The 21498-nt window shown below is 41.5% G+C and carries 16 protein-coding genes and 1 tRNA gene; 4 read left to right on the forward strand and 13 right to left on the reverse strand.

The window, feature by feature from the left end:
- Window positions 1–183: 183 nt before the first annotated feature.
- From AWM73_RS04985 to AWM73_RS04995, 3 genes are all read right to left on the reverse strand, one after another.
- Entirely contained in the window at window positions 184–1110 is a 927-nt protein-coding gene (locus tag AWM73_RS04985) for an IS3 family transposase (protein WP_111853630.1), read from the reverse strand.
- Entirely contained in the window at window positions 1002–1733 is a 732-nt protein-coding gene (locus tag AWM73_RS04990) for a helix-turn-helix domain-containing protein (RefSeq protein ID WP_060778350.1), read from the reverse strand. The genes AWM73_RS04985 and AWM73_RS04990 overlap by 109 nt, the downstream gene beginning before the upstream one ends.
- Before the next feature lie 84 nt (window positions 1734–1817).
- Window positions 1818–3008 carry an acetate/propionate family kinase gene (locus tag AWM73_RS04995; protein ID WP_060778351.1) on the reverse strand — a complete coding sequence of 397 codons (1191 nt, stop codon included), beginning with the start codon at window positions 3006–3008 and terminating at the stop codon, window positions 1818–1820.
- 449 nt (window positions 3009–3457) lie between these two features.
- On the opposite strand from AWM73_RS04995, the gene AWM73_RS05000 reads away from it, so the two are divergent.
- Window positions 3458–4426, forward strand: coding sequence for an L-lactate dehydrogenase (locus AWM73_RS05000; RefSeq protein WP_082702858.1), 969 nt, complete (start codon window positions 3458–3460; stop codon window positions 4424–4426).
- 49 nt (window positions 4427–4475) lie between these two features.
- Here AWM73_RS05000 and AWM73_RS05005 read toward each other — a convergent pair whose 3' ends face one another.
- Together AWM73_RS05005 and AWM73_RS05010 are read right to left on the reverse strand one after the other, a co-directional pair.
- Complete coding sequence (locus tag AWM73_RS05005) at window positions 4476–4919, reverse strand: SprT family protein (protein WP_060778352.1); 444 nt, start codon at window positions 4917–4919, stop codon at window positions 4476–4478.
- 93 nt (window positions 4920–5012) lie between these two features.
- Complete coding sequence (locus tag AWM73_RS05010; RefSeq protein ID WP_060778353.1) at window positions 5013–7163, reverse strand: Tex family protein; 2151 nt, start codon at window positions 7161–7163, stop codon at window positions 5013–5015.
- Window positions 7164–7504: 341 nt separating this feature from the next.
- On the opposite strand from AWM73_RS05010, the gene AWM73_RS05015 reads away from it, so the two are divergent.
- Both AWM73_RS05015 and AWM73_RS05020 read left to right on the forward strand, forming a co-directional pair.
- Window positions 7505–10228 (forward strand): cation-translocating P-type ATPase, encoded by a 2724-nt coding sequence (locus AWM73_RS05015; RefSeq protein WP_060778354.1) that lies wholly within the window; start codon window positions 7505–7507, stop codon window positions 10226–10228.
- 433 nt (window positions 10229–10661) lie between these two features.
- Window positions 10662–12032, forward strand: coding sequence for an FAD-dependent oxidoreductase (locus AWM73_RS05020; protein ID WP_060778355.1), 1371 nt, complete (start codon window positions 10662–10664; stop codon window positions 12030–12032).
- 173 nt (window positions 12033–12205) lie between these two features.
- Here the strand turns inward: AWM73_RS05020 and ypfJ are convergent, their stop codons facing one another.
- Both ypfJ and AWM73_RS05030 read right to left on the reverse strand, forming a co-directional pair.
- Window positions 12206–13129: a KPN_02809 family neutral zinc metallopeptidase gene (gene ypfJ / locus AWM73_RS05025; protein ID WP_060778356.1), complete on the reverse strand. Its 924-nt coding sequence runs from the start codon at window positions 13127–13129 to the stop codon at window positions 12206–12208.
- Window positions 13130–13564: 435 nt separating this feature from the next.
- Window positions 13565–13637: transfer RNA gene (locus AWM73_RS05030), tRNA-Thr, on the reverse strand.
- Window positions 13638–13795: 158 nt separating this feature from the next.
- Here AWM73_RS05030 and AWM73_RS05035 point away from each other — a divergent pair.
- On the forward strand, window positions 13796–13981 hold the full coding sequence (locus tag AWM73_RS05035; protein WP_060778357.1) for a hypothetical protein: 186 nt from the start codon (window positions 13796–13798) through the stop codon (window positions 13979–13981).
- Between the two features lie 274 nt (window positions 13982–14255).
- Here the strand turns inward: AWM73_RS05035 and purB are convergent, their stop codons facing one another.
- From purB to purF, 6 genes are read right to left on the reverse strand one after another with little or no spacing between them, the layout of a single operon-like run.
- The gene (gene purB, locus AWM73_RS05040; protein WP_060778358.1) at window positions 14256–15560 is read right to left on the reverse strand and encodes an adenylosuccinate lyase; all 1305 of its coding nucleotides are present in this window, start codon (window positions 15558–15560) and stop codon (window positions 14256–14258) included.
- A gap of 3 nt (window positions 15561–15563) precedes the next feature.
- Window positions 15564–16844 carry a phosphoribosylamine--glycine ligase gene (gene purD, locus AWM73_RS05045; protein ID WP_060778359.1) on the reverse strand — a complete coding sequence of 427 codons (1281 nt, stop codon included), beginning with the start codon at window positions 16842–16844 and terminating at the stop codon, window positions 15564–15566.
- 16 nt (window positions 16845–16860) lie between these two features.
- Window positions 16861–18414: a bifunctional phosphoribosylaminoimidazolecarboxamide formyltransferase/IMP cyclohydrolase gene (purH, locus tag AWM73_RS05050; RefSeq protein WP_060778360.1), complete on the reverse strand. Its 1554-nt coding sequence runs from the start codon at window positions 18412–18414 to the stop codon at window positions 16861–16863.
- Complete coding sequence (gene purN, locus AWM73_RS05055; protein WP_306460346.1) at window positions 18395–18988, reverse strand: phosphoribosylglycinamide formyltransferase; 594 nt, start codon at window positions 18986–18988, stop codon at window positions 18395–18397. Before purN ends, purH begins: the two co-directional genes overlap by 20 nt.
- On the reverse strand, window positions 18985–20037 hold the full coding sequence (gene purM, locus AWM73_RS05060) for a phosphoribosylformylglycinamidine cyclo-ligase (protein WP_060778362.1): 1053 nt from the start codon (window positions 20035–20037) through the stop codon (window positions 18985–18987). Before purM ends, purN begins: the two co-directional genes overlap by 4 nt.
- A complete protein-coding gene (purF, locus tag AWM73_RS05065) occupies window positions 20030–21493 on the reverse strand; it encodes an amidophosphoribosyltransferase (protein ID WP_082702906.1) in 1464 nt (487 codons plus the stop codon). Before purF ends, purM begins: the two co-directional genes overlap by 8 nt.
- Window positions 21494–21498: the final 5 nt, after the last annotated feature.

Here is a 21498-nt window from a genome sequence, read left to right on the forward strand (position 1 = left end):
GCTTGTTTGACAAGGAGGGAGCGTAAACAGCTTCAAGCCTTTATCAAGGTCCGCTCCGCTCTCCACCTTGACAAAGCCTATTAGCTGTTTTAAAAGATGGACAAGCCAAACAAGCCCAGACAGTCTAACTAAAACTAGATTTAATTTTAAATTTTTTAGCCAAACGGCTAATCACCTTTGGATTTAAGCTGGAATTTTAAGGCCCATATCCAGTGTGACACGTTCGGTGTTATAAAATTCGATGTAGCGTTTAATATCTTCTTCAAGTTGTTCAAAGCTTTCATAAGTTTTCAACCGATACATCTCTTCTTTAATAATGCCCCAGAAATTTTCCATTGGTCCGTTATCAATACATTTTCCTACGCGAGACATACTTTGAATTAACTGTTTTTCGTCAACAAAACGCTTAAAGAAATGCGAAGTATATTGGAAACCACGGTCACTGTGCAAGAGGGTTTCTGTAGGGATAAGTTCTTCTTCTACTTGAACAATCGTATCTTTAACAAGTTGATTGTTATTCCTTTGTGATAATTTAAAAGCAATAATCTTATTGGCTCCGTAATCAAGAATCGCACTTAAATACGCTTTGTAACTATAGTTATAGCCATATTTAAACTCTGTAATATCCGTCAACAACACCTGCATCGGTTCATAATCTTTATCAAATTCACGGTTCAACACATTTTCTGCAACGTGCTGAGGCTTACTTTTTTTGTAGTGATATCGCCTACGGCGAATAACAGATTTTAAACCCATTAATTTCATGAGACGATAGACACACTTATGATTGACCCGCGCATTCTTAAAGTGATTAAGATAAATGGTGATTCGACGATAACCATAGATGCCCTCATATTTATCATAAGCTTCTTGAATTAAAGTCATTAGCCACTGTAAACGTTGTTCTGTCTTGGATGGCTCTCGGTCGAGCCATTTATAATAAGCAGATCTACTGACACCTAGCGAATGGCATAAGAATGTTATTTTGTGTCCTTCCTGGCTTAATTTTTCGATTGTTTTGAACTCTGCTTGATATTTTGTCCGTCGGACATCAACTCTCTTTCCACTTCTTTCAATTTTTTTAGAGCAGCATTTTCCGTTTCTAAGTATTCATTACGTGCTTTAAGCGCAGCTAATTCTGTACGTAACTTCTCTTCTTCATTTTGAATACTCATCGGTTTGCGGCGTCCTCTACTATCAATGAGCCCATCGGGACCATATTTCTTATACTTTTGGACCCATGAGTAAACATTATTGTAGGAAACTTTATGTTTTTCAGCAGTCTCTTTATAAGACATTCCTGTTTCAAGAAAATCTTTAACAATATCAACTTTTTCCTGATAGGTTTTCTTTTGGCTTTTCATTGTATACACCTCGGGTTTAGGGTGGTAGCCCTTTAATTCTTCCCTTTTAGTATACTTAGTAATCCAATTCCTTACAGTAGAAAAGCTAGGGATATTGTATTTTCTAGCAATTTTTGTAATTGAGATGTCTGTATTCAAGTATTCTTGAACGACGTTCTGCTTAAACTTTTCACTATAAGAATTATTCTTTGTCTGTGATTCCAGCCCTGCAAAGCCATGTTCTAGATATTTGAGATAATATTCTCTAAAGACAGATGAATGAATTGAGAGACCATATTGATCACAAAGCTCGGCATAGGAAGTTCCTTCTTCATAAAGATGGATATATTTAGCCAACTCTGCTGGTGAATGCTTTCTATTTGAACGCATAAAAAACTCCCCCTAAAGTAGTTTTACTTTTTCAAGTGTCTACTTTAAGGGGAGCATACCACTACTTGCTTCAAGTCCTTTTGCTTATTTAATATTTCCTAAACGAACAGTATCACGAACGATCATTAATTCTTCATCTGTTGGAATGACAAAGACTTTCACTTTAGAATCATCGGTTGAAATTAAACCTTCTTCAACAGATTGGTTACGTTCCTTGTCTAATTCAATACCAAGTTTATCAGTGTTTTCTAGTACTGCTTGACGGAATTCTGGAGAATTTTCTCCCACACCTGCTGTAAAGACAATAGCATCTGCCCCATTTAATTCAAATAAGTAAGATCCGATATAACGTTTCACGGCATTGACATAAACTTCTAAGGCAATTTTTGCTCGTTCGTTACCTTGGTCAGCAGCTGCTTCAACGTCACGCATGTCTGAAGATACGCCCGATACTCCTAATAAACCAGATTTGTTATTAAGAACAGAAAGCATTTCTTCCATATTGAGATTTTCTTTGCGCATAACAAATTCCAGTAAGGAAGGATCCACATCACCTGAACGAGTTCCCATAACAAACCCAGCTACTGGAGTGAAGCCCATAGAAGTGTCAATAGACTTTCCACCTTGAACAGCAGTAATTGAGGCCCCATTACCAATATGACAGGTAATGATATTAACATCTTCCACTGGTTTACCCATTAATTCTGCGGCACGTTGAGAAACGTATTTATGTGAGGTGCCGTGAGCACCATAACGACGCGCACCATATTTTTCATAGTATTCATAAGGAGTTCCATAAAGATATGCTTTTTCAGGCATAGTTGTATGGAATGAAGTATCAAATGCAGCGACTGCTGGTTTGTCAGGAAGTAATTCTTTGAAGGCACGAATGACTTGAGCTTCAGCGGGGTTATGAAGGGGTGCATATTCACTCACCTCTTCAATTATTTTGAGACCTTCTTCGTCAATCAGAGCTGATTCCTTGAATTTTTCACCACCGGATACGACGCGGTGTCCGGTACCTGCAATTTCATCGTATTCTTCAATGATATTCAAGCTTTCTAACTTATCTAATAAAGTCTTAGTTGCTTGGTCATGATCCATCACATCTTTGACGTCTTGGTGTTTTTCACCATTATATTTAATGGTAATATTGGAATCACCTAGACCAATACGGTCAATTACGCCAGAAGCAACAACTTCCTCACTAGGTATTTCATAAATAGAAAATTTTAAACTGGATGATCCAGCATTTAAAGCAAATACTTTAGACATATATGAACTCCTTTTTTAGATATTTTACACAAGCTTATTTTATCATAAAATAGGCGCTTACATTGCTATAAATACAAGAATTGCCCTAGTAAATATCTCCTAGAACAATAGCTAATCACTTATAGCAAATTAGCCTAAATTTTAGGAAAAAAGCTTTTCTACACGTTTACTATAACGATTAGGCCTTAAAATGGCAAATAAGGCAGCCTAAAAAATAAAGGAAATTTTGCCTAAACAGTAATCGCTCAATCATTAGCAAGTAGGCAGCCATTATAGCTTAAGCGATCAGAATTTTGCTGGAATATTTTTTCTTTTTCTTAGAAGGAATAATAAAAAAGTTAAATAAACTTGTAAAAATTCCTGCAAACGGTTACATTATAAGTGTAGGTTAACCCTTTTTAGATAATATATAGCTATATTATTCACAAATTCATGCTAGGAGGAATTGTATGTCAGAAATTCATGATGCTAAAATTATTCTAATTGGTGATGGTTCTGTCGGCTCAGCTTTTGCTTACCACAATGTCATTACTGGTGTTGGTCGTGAACTAGGTATCATTGATATCAATAAGGACAAGGTCCATGGTGATGTTCTGGACCTAGAAGACGCTACGCCTTTCTCTCCACGTAAGCACATTTTTCAAGCGACTTATGAAGATTGTAAGGATGCCGATATTGTTGTCTTTACTGCTGGTATTCCTCAAAAACCAGGTGGAGAAACCCGTCTCGACTTAGTCGACAAAAACTTACCTATCTTCAAAGACATGGTCGGTCAAGTGGTCGACTCCGGTTTTGATGGGATTTTTGTAGTTGCTTCCAATCCAGTTGATATCTTAACTTACGCCACTTGGAAATTCTCTGGTTTCCCGAGTGAAAAAGTAATCGGTACCGGTACCTCACTCGATAGTGCCCGCTTTAGAGTTGAAATTGCCAAGGCCCTAGATGTTGATCCCCGTGATGTGACTGCTTATATCCTCGGTGAGCATGGGGACACTGAATTTGGTGCATGGTCTCATGTTCTTGTCGGTGGCCAACCCATTGAGAAATTTGCTACCAGCGATAACCGCCTTGACCAACAAGCTCGTCAAGATGAAATTACCGACTATGTCAGAAATAAAGCCTATGACATTATTAACGGTAAAGGGGCTACTTATTATGGGATCGGTAGTTGTATCAACCGTATCTGTCAGGCAATTTTGAATAATGAGCGAGCTACCCTACCCGTTTCAGCCCTGCTTCAAGATAACTACCGCCAAGACGACATCTATATTGGTACACCTGCAATTATCGGTAGTCAAGGGATTGAACAAGTTATTGAATTAGAATTAACCGAACGTGAACAAGGTTTCATGGATAATTCAGCCAATGCTATGCGTAAGATTATCGAAGATTCCTTTGCAAAATTAGAAGATAAGTAGTTACTCAATAAGCGGTTAAAAGAGCGCTGGGTTTTCCCAACGCTCTTTTTTAGCGATCGATGAGACTTATGGGGCCTTGACATGTTCCACAAGCGTATTTATTTATATTCATCCTTCGCTGGCGATAATATTTTTGACCGCAGCGCTTACAGCGATAAATATATCTGGGAGCACTATCTCCTAAAGCTGGGGTAAAGCGTAGGCCACCAACTGATTTAAGTAAGTCTTTAAAGACCTTGTCCTTATGCTGGTAGGGCTGACCCCAATGAAATAAACAGTAATGGCAAAGCTCATGCTTAATAATTCCTATTAAGGTATCTTTTCCTAAAACTTTTAAGACTTTGGGATTGAATTCTAAACGATCTTGGCGGGGAATGAAACGCCCTCCTGTCGTACGCAAACGCTGATTCCAAGTCACCTGCCCCTGAAAGGAAAAAGCAAAATTTTGAGCCGCAATTTCTCTAACTAAGTTTTCTAAATCTTGCTCTTTCACTGTTCTTTCCTTTCTAAGAAAATTTTTGATGCACAAGGCTTCTTGATTAGTAAGGAATCATTCTTTAAAGAAATATTTTAACCTATCAACATGTTATTGAGGCTTTAACATCGTTAGACCAATGCGCCCTTTTTGAACGTCAACGGAATCCACCCATACATCAACGATATCCCCTACTGAGACGACAGCTTGGGGATCTTTGACAAAACGGTGACTCATTTTTGAAATATGGACCAAACCATCTTGCTTGACCCCGATATCAACAAAGGCACCAAAATCGACCACATTGCGAACCGTTCCTTGTAAGGCCATGCCTGGCTTGAGGTCTTCCAGTTGGACGACATCCTGGCGCAGCACTGGACCCGCTACTTGACTACGGGGGTCTCGTCCTGGAACTAAGAGCGCTTTTTGGATGTCTTTTAGGGTTTCACGACCAATGTCATACTTTTTGCAGAGGCGGTTAATATTCCAATTTTTAATTTTTAAATGGATGTCATCCTCTCTAATAGCATTCGGATCAATGTCATCGGCTGCTAGGATGGCTTCCGTTACAGAATAGGATTCGGGATGGATACCGGTGTTATCTAGGATGTTCTTTCCGTCAGTAATGCGTAAGAAACCGGCTGCTTGTTCAAAGGCTTTTGGTCCCAAACGGGGAACATCATGTAGGTCCTTACGGGATTCAAATTTTCCGTTTTCGTTTCGATAGGTTACGATATTCTTAGCAACCGTCTTGGTAAGACCAGCCACGTGACTTAAGAGTGAGGCTGAAGCGGTATTTAGCTCCACACCTACCCGGTTTACCACTAATTCAACGGTAAAATCTAATTGGTCATTTAATTTAGTCTGGTTCACGTCATGTTGATACTGACCCACACCGATTGCTTTAGGGTCAATTTTTACCAATTCTGCCAGAGGATCCTGCAAGCGACGACCAATACTTACTGCTGAGCGTTCTTCTACTTGATAATCAGGAAATTCTTTACGAGCAATTTCACTAGCTGAGTAAACTGAGGCACCACTTTCGCTAACTATGGTATAGCGACAACTTAACTGATTGTCTTGGATCATTTGGGCGACAAATTCTTCCGATTCCCGGCTGGCTGTCCCATTACCAATCGCAATAATGCCAATTTGATATTTTTCAATCAAGTCTGTGACCGCCTTTGCTGCAGCTTCCTTTTTATTGTGTGGCGGGGTGGGATAAACCACCGTTTTATCCAAAACTTGACCAGTTTCATCTAAGACGGCCAGCTTGCAGCCCGTACGATAGGCTGGGTCCCATCCCAGGACTACTTGCCCCTTTAATGGTTGTTGCATCAGTAAATTTTTCAAGTTTTCACTGAAATTATCAATGGCATGGTCCTCCGCTGTTTCTGTGACTTGAGTCCGAATTGCCCGAAAAGCTTGAGGCAAAAGAAAACGAGCCAGACTATCTTCGATAGCCTTTTCTAACAGCGGGGAAGCGATCGAATCTTTAACAATTAGATCAGCACTGAATGCTTGTATCAAAGGCTCGGCCTCAATATCTAAAGAAACGCTGACCACTTTTTCTTTTTCCGCCCGGTTAATGGCTAGGACCTGGTAAGATTTGAGCTCACTGAGCGGGGCAGCAAAGTCATAATAAATCGCATAGGTTTCTTTTTCATCTTCGGCTTGGGCCCGCTTTTTACTAGCTAAATAGCCTTTTTCCCAGACATATTGCCGGCTATGGGACCGATACTTAGCCACTTCACTAATCCATTCACACAAGATCTCGTGGGCTCCTGCTAAAGCTTCTTCTCCAGAATTTACCTGGTCATTGATGTATTTATCAGCTTCTTCTTCAATCGACCCGGAGAGTGGGTTTGTCTTCAACCAGTCCGCTAAGGGCTCTAAACCCTGCTCTTTAGCCTTAGTGGCCTTAGTCCGACGTTTCTTCTTATAAGGGGAATATAAATCTTCCAAGGCCTGCAATTGGTCGGCTTCAAGAATCTCTTTCCTTAAAGAATCAGTTAATTTGCCCTGGTCATCGATGGCTTTAAGAATAGTCTCTTTACGTTCTTCTAAATGCTCTTGGTATTCATAGGCCTCCTGAATCGATTGAATGGCTACTTCATCTAAGGAACCAGTTCTTTCTTTACGGTAACGGGCAATGAAGGGTACCGTATTTCCCTCATTAAGCATCGTAATTACATTTTCAATTTGATAGCTTTTATAATCAGGTAGTTCTTGCTGCAACTTTTCGATTAATTGATTAGTCATAAAGCTCCCCCTTTTCAACCTATTTACTATAACTTGACTTGCCCTTCTTGTCCATGGCTTTTATCAGCTCTAACGATCACTGAGAGATTAGACCCAATTATTCAAAACTTTCCCTAAAGCTGGCAATTGAAATAAGGACGCCTTTAGCTTATAATAATTGCATAGCTTAGTGTAAAAGCACATAAGGGAGTAACCAGCAGTTCGCTGCGATAGTATCAACAACAGTAATCAAGCAGAGGTCCTGCTGGTGCTATCTTAAATGGTGAGACTTATGCTACAGAAATGTAGTATAAGTCTTTTTTACTACTATGATAAATATTTATATTGGAGGAGTGAATTTAATGGTAGAAACTCGTGATAAGAGTAATTTCTTTGTTCAAGAAGTTGACCAAGTAGAAAATACTCTGCAAACCTCACGGCAAAGTGGGCTAAGCTCATCAGAAGCTAAAGCCCGCTTAGAAAAAAATGGTCCTAATGAGATTCAAGAAGGTGAAAATCGGACCACCCTACAAAAATTCTTTGATCAATTCAAAGATGCCATGATTATTATCCTTTTAATTGCAGCAGCTCTATCTGTTGTGCTTGAAGGTGTTGAGGGCATGGTGGACGCTGTTATTATTTTAGCAGTGGTATTAATTAATGCCGTCTTGGGAGTTATCCAAGAAAACAAGGCGGAAGACGCAATTGCTTCCTTAAAGGATATGTCATCCCCCCAAGCCCATGTGATTCGTGATGGCGACTCGATCAAGATTGACTCACGCGAAATCGTTGTCGGTGATATTGTCGTCTTAGAAGCTGGCGATGTCGTTCCTGCAGACCTGCGCTTAACTGAAGTCAATTCCTTACAAATTGAAGAAGCTGCCCTAACCGGTGAATCGGTACCGGTAACTAAATCCCTAGAAACCGTTCCGGAAGACGCCGCTTTAGGTGACCGATTGAACATGGCCTTCTCATCAACGAATGTGACTTATGGCCGTGGTCAAGGGATCGTGGTTGCGACTGCTATGGATACCGAAGTGGGCCATATTGCAACCATGATTGAAGAATCCGACGAAAAATTAACCCCACTTAAAGAAGATATGAATGACCTAACCAAGTTCTTAACTTGGGCCATTGTCATTATCGCTGTCTTAATTTTCGTAATTGGCCTCTTCATGGAAACTTATGACTGGGTTGAAATGCTACTGGTCTCAATCTCCATTGCTGTTGCTGCCCTACCTGAAGGCTTACCAGCGATTTCAACCATTATTTTAGCCTTAGGTACCCAAAAAATGGCTGACCGCAATGCCCTAGTGAGAAAGCTTCCAGCAGTGGAAACCTTAGGGGGAACCGAAGTTATCTGTTCCGATAAAACCGGTACCCTAACCCAAAACAAGATGACCATCGAAAAGGTATTCTATAATGGTGAGCTCCATGATGCTTCTGACCAAATTGATTTCAAGGAACCGGTCTTTAAGGTTATGGTCATGGATAATGACTCTACCCTAACCAACAATGGCGATCTTTCTGGTGACCCAACCGAAACCGCTATGATTCAATTTGCCCTTGACAAGGATTTTGACGTCAAAGCCTTATTAAATGAACAACCCCGGGTGGGTGAAATTCCATTCGACTCAGAACGGAAAATGTCAACCACCGTCCATCCAACTGCCCCTGACCACCAAGATAGAGGTCAATTTACAGTGATGACTAAAGGGGCTCCTGATGTCTTGATTGCTAACTGTGATTATTACTATGACAATGGTGAAATTAAAGAAATGACGGAAGACTACCGTCAAAAACTCTTAGACGCCAACGACAGTATGGCTCGTCAAGCACTTCGGGTTTTAGCGATGGCCTTTAAGTTCTTAGACCAAGAAGCTGATGAATATACCAGTGAAGAGCATGAACGTGGCTTGGTTTATGCTGGTATGGTGGGAGAAATTGACCCTGAACGTCCAGAAGCCAAAGCTTCTATAGCTACTGCTAAAGACGCAGGTATCCGGACCGTGATGATTACTGGTGACCACCAAATTACTGCAGCAGCCATTGCTGAACGTTTAGGAATTATTGACGACAGCAATGATGAAAGTGCTGTAACTACCGGAGCTTACTTAGATACGATCTCAGATGAAGAGTTAGCCGATATGGTCGAACAATTCTCTGTTTACGCCCGGGTAGCTCCTGAACATAAGGTACGAATTGTTAAAGCCTGGCAATCAAAAACCCATAATAAAGTCGTTGCCATGACCGGTGATGGGGTTAACGATGCGCCTTCCTTAAAACAAGCCGATATCGGTATTGGTATGGGGATCACAGGAACTGAAGTGTCTAAAGGGGCTTCGGACATGGTCCTTGCTGACGACAACTTTGCGACCATTGTTACCGCTGTTGAGGAAGGACGTAAGGTCTTTGCTAATATTCAAAAAGCGGTTCAATTCCTCCTATCAGCGAACTTAGGAGAAGTGATGACACTCTTCATCGCTACTATCCTAGGCTGGCAAATTCTAGAACCTATCCACATCTTATGGATTAACTTAGTGACCGATACTTTCCCAGCCATTGCTCTAGGTCTTGAAGGCCCAGAAGCTGACGTGATGGAACATAAACCAAGAGGACGTAAGACTAATCTCTTGTCCGGTGGGGTTTTACCAGCCATTATCTACCAAGGGATTTACGAAGGTGGAATTACCCTCTTTGTCTTCTGGCTAGCTAAATATCGTCTGGGCTTTGACTTACCCGATGCAGAAGCCATGGCATTCTTAACCCTTTCATTCATCCAATTAGCCCATGCCTACAACAGTCGTTCCGTTCACAAATCACTATTCCAAAGCAACCCATTTGCTAATAAGTGGTTAAACATTGCGACAGTTGCATCTGCTGCCCTTCTACTCATTACCGTCTTTGTTCCAGGTTTAAATGACGCCTTTGGAACCGTGCATTTGGTCGGTGACCCTAATGCACCAATGATGTGGACCGTAGTTATTCTCGCTTCCCTCTCCATTATTGTTTACGTAGAAATTGTGAAATTCATTCTACGTTCCACTGGACTAGCAGAGAACTGGGAAGAAAATAAAAAACAATAATCTGACTTTTACAAGTGACTAATAAAAACGAGGCTATGATTTTAAACAATCACAAGCCTCGTTTTTTCTTTGACTTTTGAACAAACACGAACTATCTATTCAAAACGTGCTCCAAAAGTCAGCCCAGACGTCCACTTCACGAACTATGTGCGATAGTTTTGCAACTATCTACCATAGTTCGCTCCAGTGGTTCAGGGCTCTTTTGACTTTTGTCACACTCTCATAATTTATCAATTAAATACATTTTTTGTATCATTTTAGCCCCAATGATGGCAGACTTTGGGTTTTTAACTGAATCATGAGCATTTCATTTAGTCCATGGACTAATTAGGTATAGACTGAACTTGTAGGTAAAATTTTACGTCAGAGTGAGTTTATTTTACTTAAAAAGTTAATCAGCTATTAATTGCTGATAAAAAATGGAGGTATATCAATGAAATACGCTATTGTTGGTACATCGCATGCTGGTTATGAAGCCGCTCAAACGATTCTTGAAGCGCAACCAGATGCAGAAATTAATTTATATGAAGCAGGTTCAACCGCTTCCTTCTTATCCTGTGGGATTCAATCCTACTTAGAAGGCGAATCTGAATCATTAGATGACTTACATTACGCTAATGAGGCTTCATATAAGGAACAAGGCATAAATATTATGGTCAATACCGAAGTCGTTTCCTTTGATGGCGACGCTAAGACGGTTACCGTTAAAACCCCAGAAGGTGAACGGACAGATGACTATGACAAGTTAATCCTCTCCCCTGGTGCCATCCCAACCCCTCTACCTGTTGACGGCGTTGATGCTGAAAATGTCTTTTATCTCCGTGGTCGTGACTGGGCACAAAAAGTTCATGACCGTATGAAAGACGCTAAGAAAGTCGTTGTTGTCGGTGGTGGTTACATTGGGATTGAAGCGGCTGAAGCTTACGCCCTAGCAGGAATTGACACCACAGTCATTGACTTCCAAGACCGCATCTTACCCACCTACTTAGATGAAGAATTTACTGATATCTTAACCAAGAATGCTGAATCTCACGGTTTAACTTTCCATGGTGGTGAAGGGGTTCAATCCTTCGAAACTAAGGATGGTAAAGTCAGTGCAGTCGTTACTGACAAGAATACATATGAAGCTGACACCGTGATTGTTTCTATCGGTATCAAACCTAATACCAAATGGTTAGAAGGTTTAGTTGATATGGACCAAAAAGGCTTTATTGAAGTCAATGAAAAACATGAAACTTCAGTAAAAGATGTTTACGCTGCTGGGGATGCTACCCTAGTACCATTTAGCCCAACAGGTAAGAAAGTTTCCTATGCTTTAGCTTCTACCGCTCGTCGCCAAGGTATTGTCGCAGCTAAAAATGCTTTAGGTGAAGAAGCAACCATCCGTCCAGTATCAGGGACTTCTGGTCTACACTTATTCGACTATGAATTCTCTACTTCAGGGATCAAAGATTCCAATGCTGACTGGTATGATGGTGAAGTGGACAGTAAATATGTCACCGCCCGCTTACGCCCAACCTTCTTTACTGAATTAAATGAGGACAATAACACCGTCTACATGCAAATCAACTTTGACAAAGAATCTCATGTTGTGCTTGGTGCCCAATTCATGTCAAAAGGCAGTGTTGGCGAATTAGGTAACATTATGTCAGTTGTCATTGATCATAAGATGACTTTAGAAGAACTTGAAGCCCAAGACTTCTTCTTCCAACCAGAATTTGATGGCCCATGGCATCCAATTAACGTCTTAGCAATGCAAGCTTTAGGACGTACCTACGGATCCGATAAAATGTTATTTATGTAATTTAAGTAGTTTTAAGTCAATTGAAAGGCAGGGTTTTGAGCCCTGCCTTTTTTATACTTATTCCAAGCGCAAGACAAGCAACCACACCACGACCTGTCGAAGTATTCTCTGCGTGAATTCTTTCGACTTTTCGCTCCAGCGGTCTTGCCTTCTGACGCGCTTGTCACTCTCTATTATTTTTCGATATCTAATCGTGTATTAAATGTATCTCCATGTTCTAAGTCTCCGTATTGATAACCTCTTTGGAACCAGGCTTGCCTTTGGGCCGCTGACCCGTGGGTGAAACTATCGGGAACTACCCGACCGTAAGCTTCTTTTTGTAGGGTATCATCCCCCACCGCATTGGCCGCTTGCATAGCCTCATCGATATCTCCCGCTTCGAGTAGGCCTTGGTCTTCAGCATAATGGGCCCAAACACCAGCGTAATAATCTGCTTGAAGTTCTAAACGAACAGATAAAGCATTCTTCTCCTCTTCACTGGCCTGACGTATGGTAGATTGATACTTTGCCATGGTTCCTAACTCGGTTTGAATGTGATGGCCAACTTCATGGGCCAAAACGTAAGCCATAGCAAAATCGCCTGGAGCATGGTAACGATTCTTTAATTCCCGATAGAAAGACAAATCGATATAAACGGTTTTATCTCCTGAACAATAAAACGGTCCAGCCTGAGCGCTACCAAAACCACAGCCCCCAGTTTGGACATGGTCAGTATAGAGTACCAAACGCGCTGGTTCATAGTCTTTACCATAATCAGCAAATTTTTGCTGCCAAAAATCTTCAGTACTACCTAAAACCGCAGACATGAATTCTTTTTCTTGATCACTTGCCTGCTGACTTCCATCCTGACTAACTTCTTCTGTTTGAGGCTCTGAACCGGTGGAGCTGCCACTATTACCCAACCCGCCCCCTAGGAGGGAGCCACCGCCAAAAATAGTAAAGGCCAAAATCAAGATAATCAGCCAACGCGGGGCGCCTCGGGTTAAGAATAAGAGACTCAGTAAGTTTCCTAAGCCACCACTCGACCGTCTGGGACCAGTCGACTGTCCCCTGCGATCTTCGACGTTCCGACTGCGACGTAAATCCTCCCATTTCATACTATACACCTGCTTTTTCTTTTATTTGCCGTTTGAAGTATCTTATAACTTATTGCTAATTCCATTATACCATGTAAGCCCTTCCTTTAACGAATGATAAATACAATAATTTCTTTCTATAATAAGATACGGCTAAAAAAGTAGAGGGTTATCTTCTATATTCATTAAGCTGTAAAAATCTGTGTAAAGTCAACAAATGGTCCAAACTAAATAATAAAAAAGCACCTGACGTGGTGCTTTAATTTCCCCATCATACAAAATAATCTAGCTGTTTTATTTATAAAAATGTTAAACTTAAATTTGCACTCTCACTTTTGGACCCCTTTAGAGTGCAAAATTATTTCAGATTCTATTGTTTTCTTAATATTTCCAAAATTAAAAACGCTGATATATCAGCGTTTTGACTTTCTTTAATATTCTCTGATTTTCTTAAAATGCCGAAAATAGGAATCGAACCTACGACCTTTGCATTACGAATGCACTGCTCTACCGACTGAGCTATTTCGGCTTGTGACTAAGGAGTCAACTCCATTAGTATAGCATTAGCCTAGTCTAAAAAGCAAGTCTGTTTTAAAAAACAGAGTAAGTAGGAGAGAATAAATTTATTTTATTTATATTCTGTTTTCTACTTGTCTGCTTTAAATTTGATAGAAAGAAGAGTTGATAATGATTATAGACATTAACAAAATAGAAAAACTGCTAAAAAGCGATATTACTAGCTATCAAATATGTAAGGCCACTGGTATTGCCACACAATCGCTGGATAATTATCGTAAGTATGACAGTAAATTAGAAAACATGCGCTTAGGTATAGCCCTTAAATTATATGACTATGCAAAGCAAATATTGTAATAAAGCGAGTGTGACAAAAGTCAAAAAAGCCCTGAACCGCTTCGCATACTATATCTGTAACTCGCTTGCGCTTCGAACAGCTATAGCAACTGGAACAAACTATGGAAGATAGGCGAGAGCCTATCGCACATAGTTCGTGAAGTGGACGTCAGGGCTGACTTTTGGAATACATTTTGAATAGATAGTTCGCGTTTTTAAAAGTAACTAAGTCTTTTGTACCAGACTCTTCTTATGTATATATTTTCTTATTTTAATCGATTTAACGAGTCCGCCTCTACTCAGCAGAAATCAAACCCAGTCTCTTATAGATTTCATCGACTCGGCGTAAATGGTAATGATAGTCAAAAGCATCATCGATAGCTTCTGAATTCAGGCGGTCAGTAATTTCTGGACAATCCTCTACTAAACTCCTAAAATCTTGACCTTGGTCCCAGGACTTAGCGGTTAAGGGTTGGACGAGATCATAAGCTGCTTCCCGTGACAGACCAGCATCGACTAGCTTTAATAATAAGCGTTGGCTATAAATTAAGCCATGAGTTGCTTGCATATTAGCCAGCATTTTCTCTGGAAAGACTTTCAGATTTTTCAAAACCTTGCTGAAGCGATTTAAAATATAGTCTATTAGAATGGTCGTATCAGCTAGGATAATACGCTCGGCACTAGAATGAGAAATATCACGTTCATGCCAGAGGGAGACATTTTCATAAGCAGTCACCACATGGCCACGACAAACTCGAGCTAAACCAGTAACATTTTCACTAGAAATGGGATTACGCTTATGGGGCATAGCACTCGATCCCTTTTGCCCTTTGGCAAAGGACTCTTCTACTTCATGGACTTCTGATCTTTGTAGGTGACGAATTTCAGTGGCCATATTTTCAACACTGGTTGCAATCAAAGCCAAGCTAGCGATGTATTCTGCGTGAAGGTCACGTGGTAAAACTTGGGTAGAAATATCTTGCTGACGAATGCCTAAATGGTCACAGACATAAGCTTCAATGTCAGTAGGGACATTGGCATAGGTGCCCACAGCACCAGAAATTTTACCCGCTTCAACACCTCTAGCTGCGTGGTTAAAGCGTTCGATATTTCGCTTAATTTCAGCATAATAACGCGCCATTTTTAGACCAAATGTCGTTGGTTCGGCATGGACCCCATGGGTTCTCCCCATACATACAGTGTCCTTATAAGTTAAAGCTTTTTCTTTTAGAATTTCTAAAAGCTGGTCTAAGTCTTTTTTAATTAAACGATTAGCTTGTTTTAATTGATAGGCTTGGGCAGTGTCGACAACATCAGTCGAGGTAAGCCCATAATGCACCCATTTCTTTTCGGGACCTAGGGATTCAGACAGGCAGCGGGTAAAAGCAACCACATCATGGCGGGTTTGAGATTCAATTTCGCTGATGCGTTCCACATCGAAGCGAGCATTTTGGCGAATGGCTTGGGCATCTACTTGAGGAATCACACCTAATTCACTCCAAGCTTCAACGGCTAAAATTTCAACTTCCAACCAAGCCTGATAATGGTTCTCTAAGGACCAAATAGCCCCCATTTCCGGTAATGTATAACGTCCTAGCATGTATTATCCGACTCCCTCTCTCTTATCTAATACCCAATGGCCAATATCTTTGCGGTAAAAAGTCCCTGCTATCGGGTGTTGGCCTAAAAATTGATAAACTTGATCACGGCAAATTTCATAGGATGACCCTTTAGCAACCAACATTAAAATTCTTCCACCCATAGCTTCATAGTGCCCTTCTCGAAGTTCAACCCCAGCCCCATAGATTTGTAATCCATCAGGAAGCTTAGTAATCAATTTATCTAGCACCATATCCTTTTGATAAGTCCCTGGGTAACCTTCAGCGGCAAGAACAACGCCCAGACTCACCTGGTCTGCTTCCACAGTGAGCTGACTTGGTCTTCCATGTAACAAATCATCAATGACCCCAGCAAAATTATCCCCTAAAAGTGGCAAGACCACTTGAGTTTCTGGGTCCCCAAAGCGGGTGTTAAACTCAATCACCTTGGGCCCCTCTTGGGTTAAAATTAAGCCCGTATACAAGACCCCATAATAAGGACAATCTCTGGCAGCCATCTCTTTTAAGACCGGTTCAACAATTCGGTTAACCACTTCATTAAAAACTGATTGACTGACAAAAGGAACTGGACTATAAGCCCCCATCCCTCCCGTGTTAGGACCTAGGTCATGGTCATAGGCCCGTTTATGGTCTTGGGCCAAAGGTAAGTGGAGGACTTGCCCTTTTCCAATTAAGGAGAAACAGGAAAATTCCACTCCCTCAAGATACTCTTCAATAACTACCTCATTTTGACTGCCATAACAATGGTCACTAAAGATTTCTTCTAAGAAGTCTAGAGCGCTAGCCAAGTCTTGAACAATTTTAACCCCTTTGCCTGCCGCAGGGCCATCTGCTTTAATCACCAGGGGAAAGTCCGCTGATTTTACTGCTGCTTGGGCTTGGACCAAATTATTATAGGCTACATAAGCAGCGGTTGGTACATCTTGAGCCTGCATCACTTCTTTGGCAAAGTGCTTGGATGACTCTAAGCGACTAGCCAATTGACTAGGCCCAAAGATTTGTAATCCAGCCGCTTGGAAGGCATCCACAATGCCATTAAATAAAGGAATTTCAGGGCCTACAAAGGTCCAGGAGATATTATTTTTTTGAGCAAAGTCAATTAAAGTTGGAAAATCATCCATGCTAATGTCTAGGCAGTGAATGCCATCCTTAGCCATCAGAGGATTCCCAGGAGCGCAGTAGACTTCAGAAACCTTTGCATCTTGCTTAAATTTAAGGGCTAAGGAATGTTCCCGTCCACCAGAACCAATGACCAATATTTTCATAATTTTCCTCCTGAAATTAGTGTCTAAAATGCCGCATGCCAGTTTTTAACATAGGAATTTTGGCTTGGTCAACCACAGCAATGGAATCATCGTCATGGATAGAGCCACCAGGTTGAACAATGGCTTTAATGCCATGTTGGGCCGCTAATTCTGCGGTATCAGCCATTGGTAGGTAGGCATCGCTAGCTAAAACTAAACGATCACGGTCGACATCAAAGGTATTAGCCAAGGCTTCATCGATGGCTAATTGGGCTGAGCCAACCCGGTTCATTTGCCCTGCCCCAATACCTAGCGTTTGATGGCCATTGGCGACCACAATAGCATTGGATTTAACGTGTTTAACCACTTTCCAAGCTAATTCTAAAGCAGGCAAATCTTTGGGATCGACATCATATTGGCCCATTTTTTGCCAGTGTTCGTGATTTTCATAAGCAGGGATATCTTGGTCTTGGACTAAGAGACCACCCATTACGGAAACATATTCCTTAGCAGGAGAGAGCTTATGATCAAAGCCCTTCACTTCTAATAGGCGTAAGTTCTTCTTGGTCTTGAGCACTGCTAAAGCCTCTTCACTAAAGGCTGGTGCAATCACGATTTCTAGGAAAATTTTATGCAGTTTTTCTGCCAACTCTTTAGAAACTTCTTGATTAACCGCTACAATCCCCCCATAAATGGACATGGAATCAGCTTGGTAGCAGCGTTCAAAGGCTTCTTCAATCGATTCACCAATACCCACCCCACAAGGATTCATATGTTTGAGGGCTACCGCACAGGGTTGGTCAAATTCAGCAATCAGCGCTAGGGCCGCATTGGCGTCTTTGATATTGTTATAGGATAAAGCTTTACCATTTAATTGTTTAGCTTGGCTAATGCTATAGTCATCAGCTAAAGGCGCTTGATAAAATTCAGCTTCTTGTTGGCTATTTTCCCCGTAACGTAAGGCTTCTTTTAATTCATAGGTTAAGGTTAATCGTTCAGGTTTTTCCTCTTCAAAACGGTCGGTGAGATACTTGGCAATTAATGCATCATAGGCTGCTGTCAAACGGAAAGCTTTAGCTGCTAGACGTTGGCGGTCTTCAAGAGTCGTCGCCTGTTTTTCTTTAAGGGAATCGATGACAGTGGCATAGTCCTTAGGATCAGTAAGGACGGTGACGTCCTGGTAGTTTTTGGCTCCGGCACGCACCATGGAAGGACCACCAATATCAATATTTTCCACCGCTTCAGCTAATGAAACCTGGCTCTGACTAATGGTTTCTTTAAAGGGATAGAAGTTCACCACCACATAATCAATGGCTTGTAAGTGGTTATCGGCCATGGTTTTTACATGGTCAGCATCGTCTCTTTGGAAGAGGATGCCAGCATGGATATTAGGATGTAAGGTTTTTACTCGCCCATCTAACATTTCCTTAAAGCCAGTGACTTCTTCAACAGGAATGACTTCAATACCAGCTGCTTCTAGGTGCTTTTTACTCCCCCCGGTTGAAATGATTTCTATCCCAGCCTCCTTAAAGGCTTGGGCGAGTTCTACTAAACCTTCCTTATTAGATACACTAATTAATGCTCTTGCCATGATTCATTTCCTTTCTGACTAATTCTAAAATTACTTGAGGATATAATTGATGTTCAATTGTATGAATGGCTGTCTCCAAGTCCTCCAACTGCCATGCTGGATCAATTCTTACAGCTTCTTGGGCGAGAATTTTTCCTTGGTCGATATTTTCATCGATAATGTGGACCGTTACCCCAGTTTTAGCCACCCCGGAATCATAAGCATCCCTAATCCCATGACGGCCGGGAAAATTAGGCAAGAGGGAGGGATGAATATTAATAATCCGGTTAGGATAAGCCTGGAGTAATGGCTGGTGGATCAGCCGCATATAACCTGCCAATAAAATGTAATCCAAGTGATGCCTCTGACAGAGATCGACTAGGGCTTCTTCATAGTCTTGGCGACTGGAAAAATCAGTTGGACTAAATTGAAAGGCGGAAATGTGTAAATTTTGAGCTCGTTTTAAAACATAAGCTCCAGCTTGGTCACAAAAGAGAAAGGCAATCTCAATTTCAGATTTTAGGCCCTGAAAGGCTTCCACTAAAGCTTGAAAATTACTGCCCTGTCCTGAAGCAAATATTGCACATCGCATCATAATGTCCCCTCAAATATAATTTTTTCTTTTACATCACTAGCTTTTTTAACCTGACCAATCCGGTAAGTTGACTCCCCTTGGTCATGTAAGATAGCCTCAACTTCATCTATATAAGCCGAATCGATGGCTAGGACCATGCCAATCCCCATATTAAAAATATTCAGCATTTCCATCGAATCGAGCTGACCATACTTTTCTAAAGCCTTAAAAATTGGCAAGACTGGCCAAGTTCCTAATTGAATTTGCGCTTTATAGCCTTCTGGTAGAATGCGAGGAATGTTTTCAATAAATCCTCCACCAGTGATATGGGCCATGCCATGGATCAGCGAACGATCAATTAAGCCTTGCAAAGTCTTCACATAGATCCTAGTAGGAATAAGTAATTCATCAATTAGACTACGGTCGGGACCCAGTTCTTCTAAATGGCTATCTAAGGAAAAATCATTATCCTTAAAAAAGACTTTTCGCACTAAAGAATAGCCATTAGAATGTAAGCCAGATGAGGCTAGGCCCAGGAGAATATCCCCTTCTTTAACCTTTTGAGGAGTGATGAGTTTTTTCTTCTCAGCAATACCGACCGCAAAGCCAGCCAGGTCAAAATCCTTGCTATCATACATGCCGGGCATTTCTGCAGTTTCCCCACCGATCAAGGCAGCGCCGGCTTGCTGGCAGCCTTCAGCTACTCCTTTGACGATCTGCTCAATAACGGCGGGATGGTTCTTGCCCACCGCGATATAGTCTAAGAAAAACAAGGGCTGAGCTCCTTGAGCGAGAATATCATTCACACACATAGCCACACAATCAATTCCAATAGTGTCATAGCGTTGAGATTGGATGGCTAACATTAATTTTGTCCCGACACCATCCGTGCCAGCTAATAAACAAGGCTCTTCATAGTCAAAGTTGGCTAAAGAAAAGGCTCCAGCAAAACTGCCAATCGCTCCCATTACTTCGGGTCGCCAAGTTTTAGCGACTTGTTTTTTTATTCGTTCCACCGCTTGGTAACCGGCTTTCACATCCACTCCGGCATTTTGATAGGCATTAGTCATGGTTAACCTCCTCTTCCTGTAAAGACTCTAAGTATTCTTTTTCATAGTCATATAATTCAGTCGGGTAATCGCCATTGAAATAAGCCATACATAAACCTTGATACTTGCCAGGGGCTTGTAAATCGATGCCTTTAATCAGACCTTCTTGACTGAGAAAGGCCAGAGAATCAGCCCCAATCAATTGGCAAATTTCTTCAACTGAATTTTGTGCAGCAATTAATTCTCTAGTATTAGAAATATCAATGCCGTAAAAACAAGGATATTTCAAAGGTGGACAGGCAATACGAACATGAACCTCACGGGCTCCCGCTTCACGTAAGAGGGCCACAATCCGTTTAGAAGTCGTTCCCCGGACAATGGAATCGTCAATCATAACTACACTCTTACCAGACACAACCTTACGGACAGCTGACAACTTCATCCGGACGCCCTGCTCTCTTTCCGCCTGACTGGGTTGGATAAAGGTTCGACCAACATACTGGTTTTTTACCAGACCCATTTCATTGGCTAAGCCAGCAGCCTCGGCATAGCCCATTGCTGCTGATAAGGAGGAATTAGGGACTCCCACCACCATATCAGCCCCCTCAGCGGGACTTTCCTGGGCTAAGATTTCGCCACAGCGTTTACGGGCGGTATGGACATTGACATGTTGGATATTAGAATCGGGGCGAGCGAAGTAAATATATTCCATGGAACAAATCGCTTGCTGGCGGTTTTCGGTGTAGAATTCTCGCTCAATGCCTTCATCCGTGATATAAACCACTTGTCCGGCTTCAACGTCAAATAGAGTTTTGGCTCCAATTTGGTCTAAAGCGCAAGATTCTGAAGCCATCACATAGGCTCCATTGTCTAACTGACCCACTACTAACGGTCGAAAGCCATTGGGATCGCAAGCTCCTACCAGTCCCTTATTGGTTAACAAAATATAAGTAAAGCCACCCTTTATCTGACCTAGGGCCTCTTTAAGTTGGTCTTTAAAATTAGTCGCCTTGCTCCGTCGAATTAAGTGCATAAGCACTTCACTATCTGAAGTCGAGCGAAAAATAGCTCCTTGTTTTTCTAATTCTTCCTTTAAAGATTGACCATTGACGAGATTACCGTTATGGGCTAGGGCCAGGTCACGATCCGAAAAGTGGAAAAGGAAGGGTTGAATATTATTCAAGGAATGGTCGCCTGCCGTCGCATAGCGCACATGACCTAAGGCAGCCCGCCCATCTAGGTCATGAAATTGGTTTGGATTTGAAAAGACCTCGCTAACTAAACCTAATCCACGAAATTCATGCATCCGGCCTGTGTCTTTGAGACTAGTGATTCCGGCACCTTCTTGGCCCCGGTGTTGGAGAGCCATCAAGCCATAAAAGCTAAGCCGAGCAGCATCAGGATGGTTCCAAATCCCAATTAGTCCACACTCTTCATGGGGAAGGTCATAGCTTTCCTGGTCAATATAGGTCGTCACATAAT

The sequence above is a fragment of the Aerococcus urinae genome, from assembly GCF_001543175.1.
Classification (GTDB): Bacteria; Bacillota; Bacilli; order Lactobacillales; family Aerococcaceae; genus Aerococcus; species Aerococcus urinae.

Excerpts from the sequence above, each read along its gene's own strand:
- AWM73_RS04990 (WP_060778350.1), bottom strand. The coding sequence starts at position 1,733 with ATGCGTTCAAATAGAAAGCATTCACCAGCAGAGTTGGCTAAATATATC.
- AWM73_RS04995 (WP_060778351.1), bottom strand. The coding sequence starts at position 3,008 with ATGTCTAAAGTATTTGCTTTAAATGCTGGATCATCCAGTTTAAAATTT.
- AWM73_RS05000 (WP_082702858.1), top strand. The coding sequence starts at position 3,458 with ATGTCAGAAATTCATGATGCTAAAATTATTCTAATTGGTGATGGTTCT.
- AWM73_RS05010 (WP_060778353.1), bottom strand. The coding sequence starts at position 7,163 with ATGACTAATCAATTAATCGAAAAGTTGCAGCAAGAACTACCTGATTAT.
- AWM73_RS05015 (WP_060778354.1), top strand. The coding sequence starts at position 7,505 with ATGGTAGAAACTCGTGATAAGAGTAATTTCTTTGTTCAAGAAGTTGAC.
- AWM73_RS05020 (WP_060778355.1), top strand. The coding sequence starts at position 10,662 with ATGAAATACGCTATTGTTGGTACATCGCATGCTGGTTATGAAGCCGCT.
- ypfJ (WP_060778356.1), bottom strand. The coding sequence starts at position 13,129 with ATGAAATGGGAGGATTTACGTCGCAGTCGGAACGTCGAAGATCGCAGG.
- AWM73_RS05035 (WP_060778357.1), top strand. The coding sequence starts at position 13,796 with ATGATTATAGACATTAACAAAATAGAAAAACTGCTAAAAAGCGATATT.
- purB (WP_060778358.1), bottom strand. The coding sequence starts at position 15,560 with ATGCTAGGACGTTATACATTACCGGAAATGGGGGCTATTTGGTCCTTA.
- purD (WP_060778359.1), bottom strand. The coding sequence starts at position 16,844 with ATGAAAATATTGGTCATTGGTTCTGGTGGACGGGAACATTCCTTAGCC.
- purH (WP_060778360.1), bottom strand. The coding sequence starts at position 18,414 with ATGGCAAGAGCATTAATTAGTGTATCTAATAAGGAAGGTTTAGTAGAA.
- purN (WP_306460346.1), bottom strand. The coding sequence starts at position 18,988 with ATGATGCGATGTGCAATATTTGCTTCAGGACAGGGCAGTAATTTTCAA.
- purM (WP_060778362.1), bottom strand. The coding sequence starts at position 20,037 with ATGACTAATGCCTATCAAAATGCCGGAGTGGATGTGAAAGCCGGTTAC.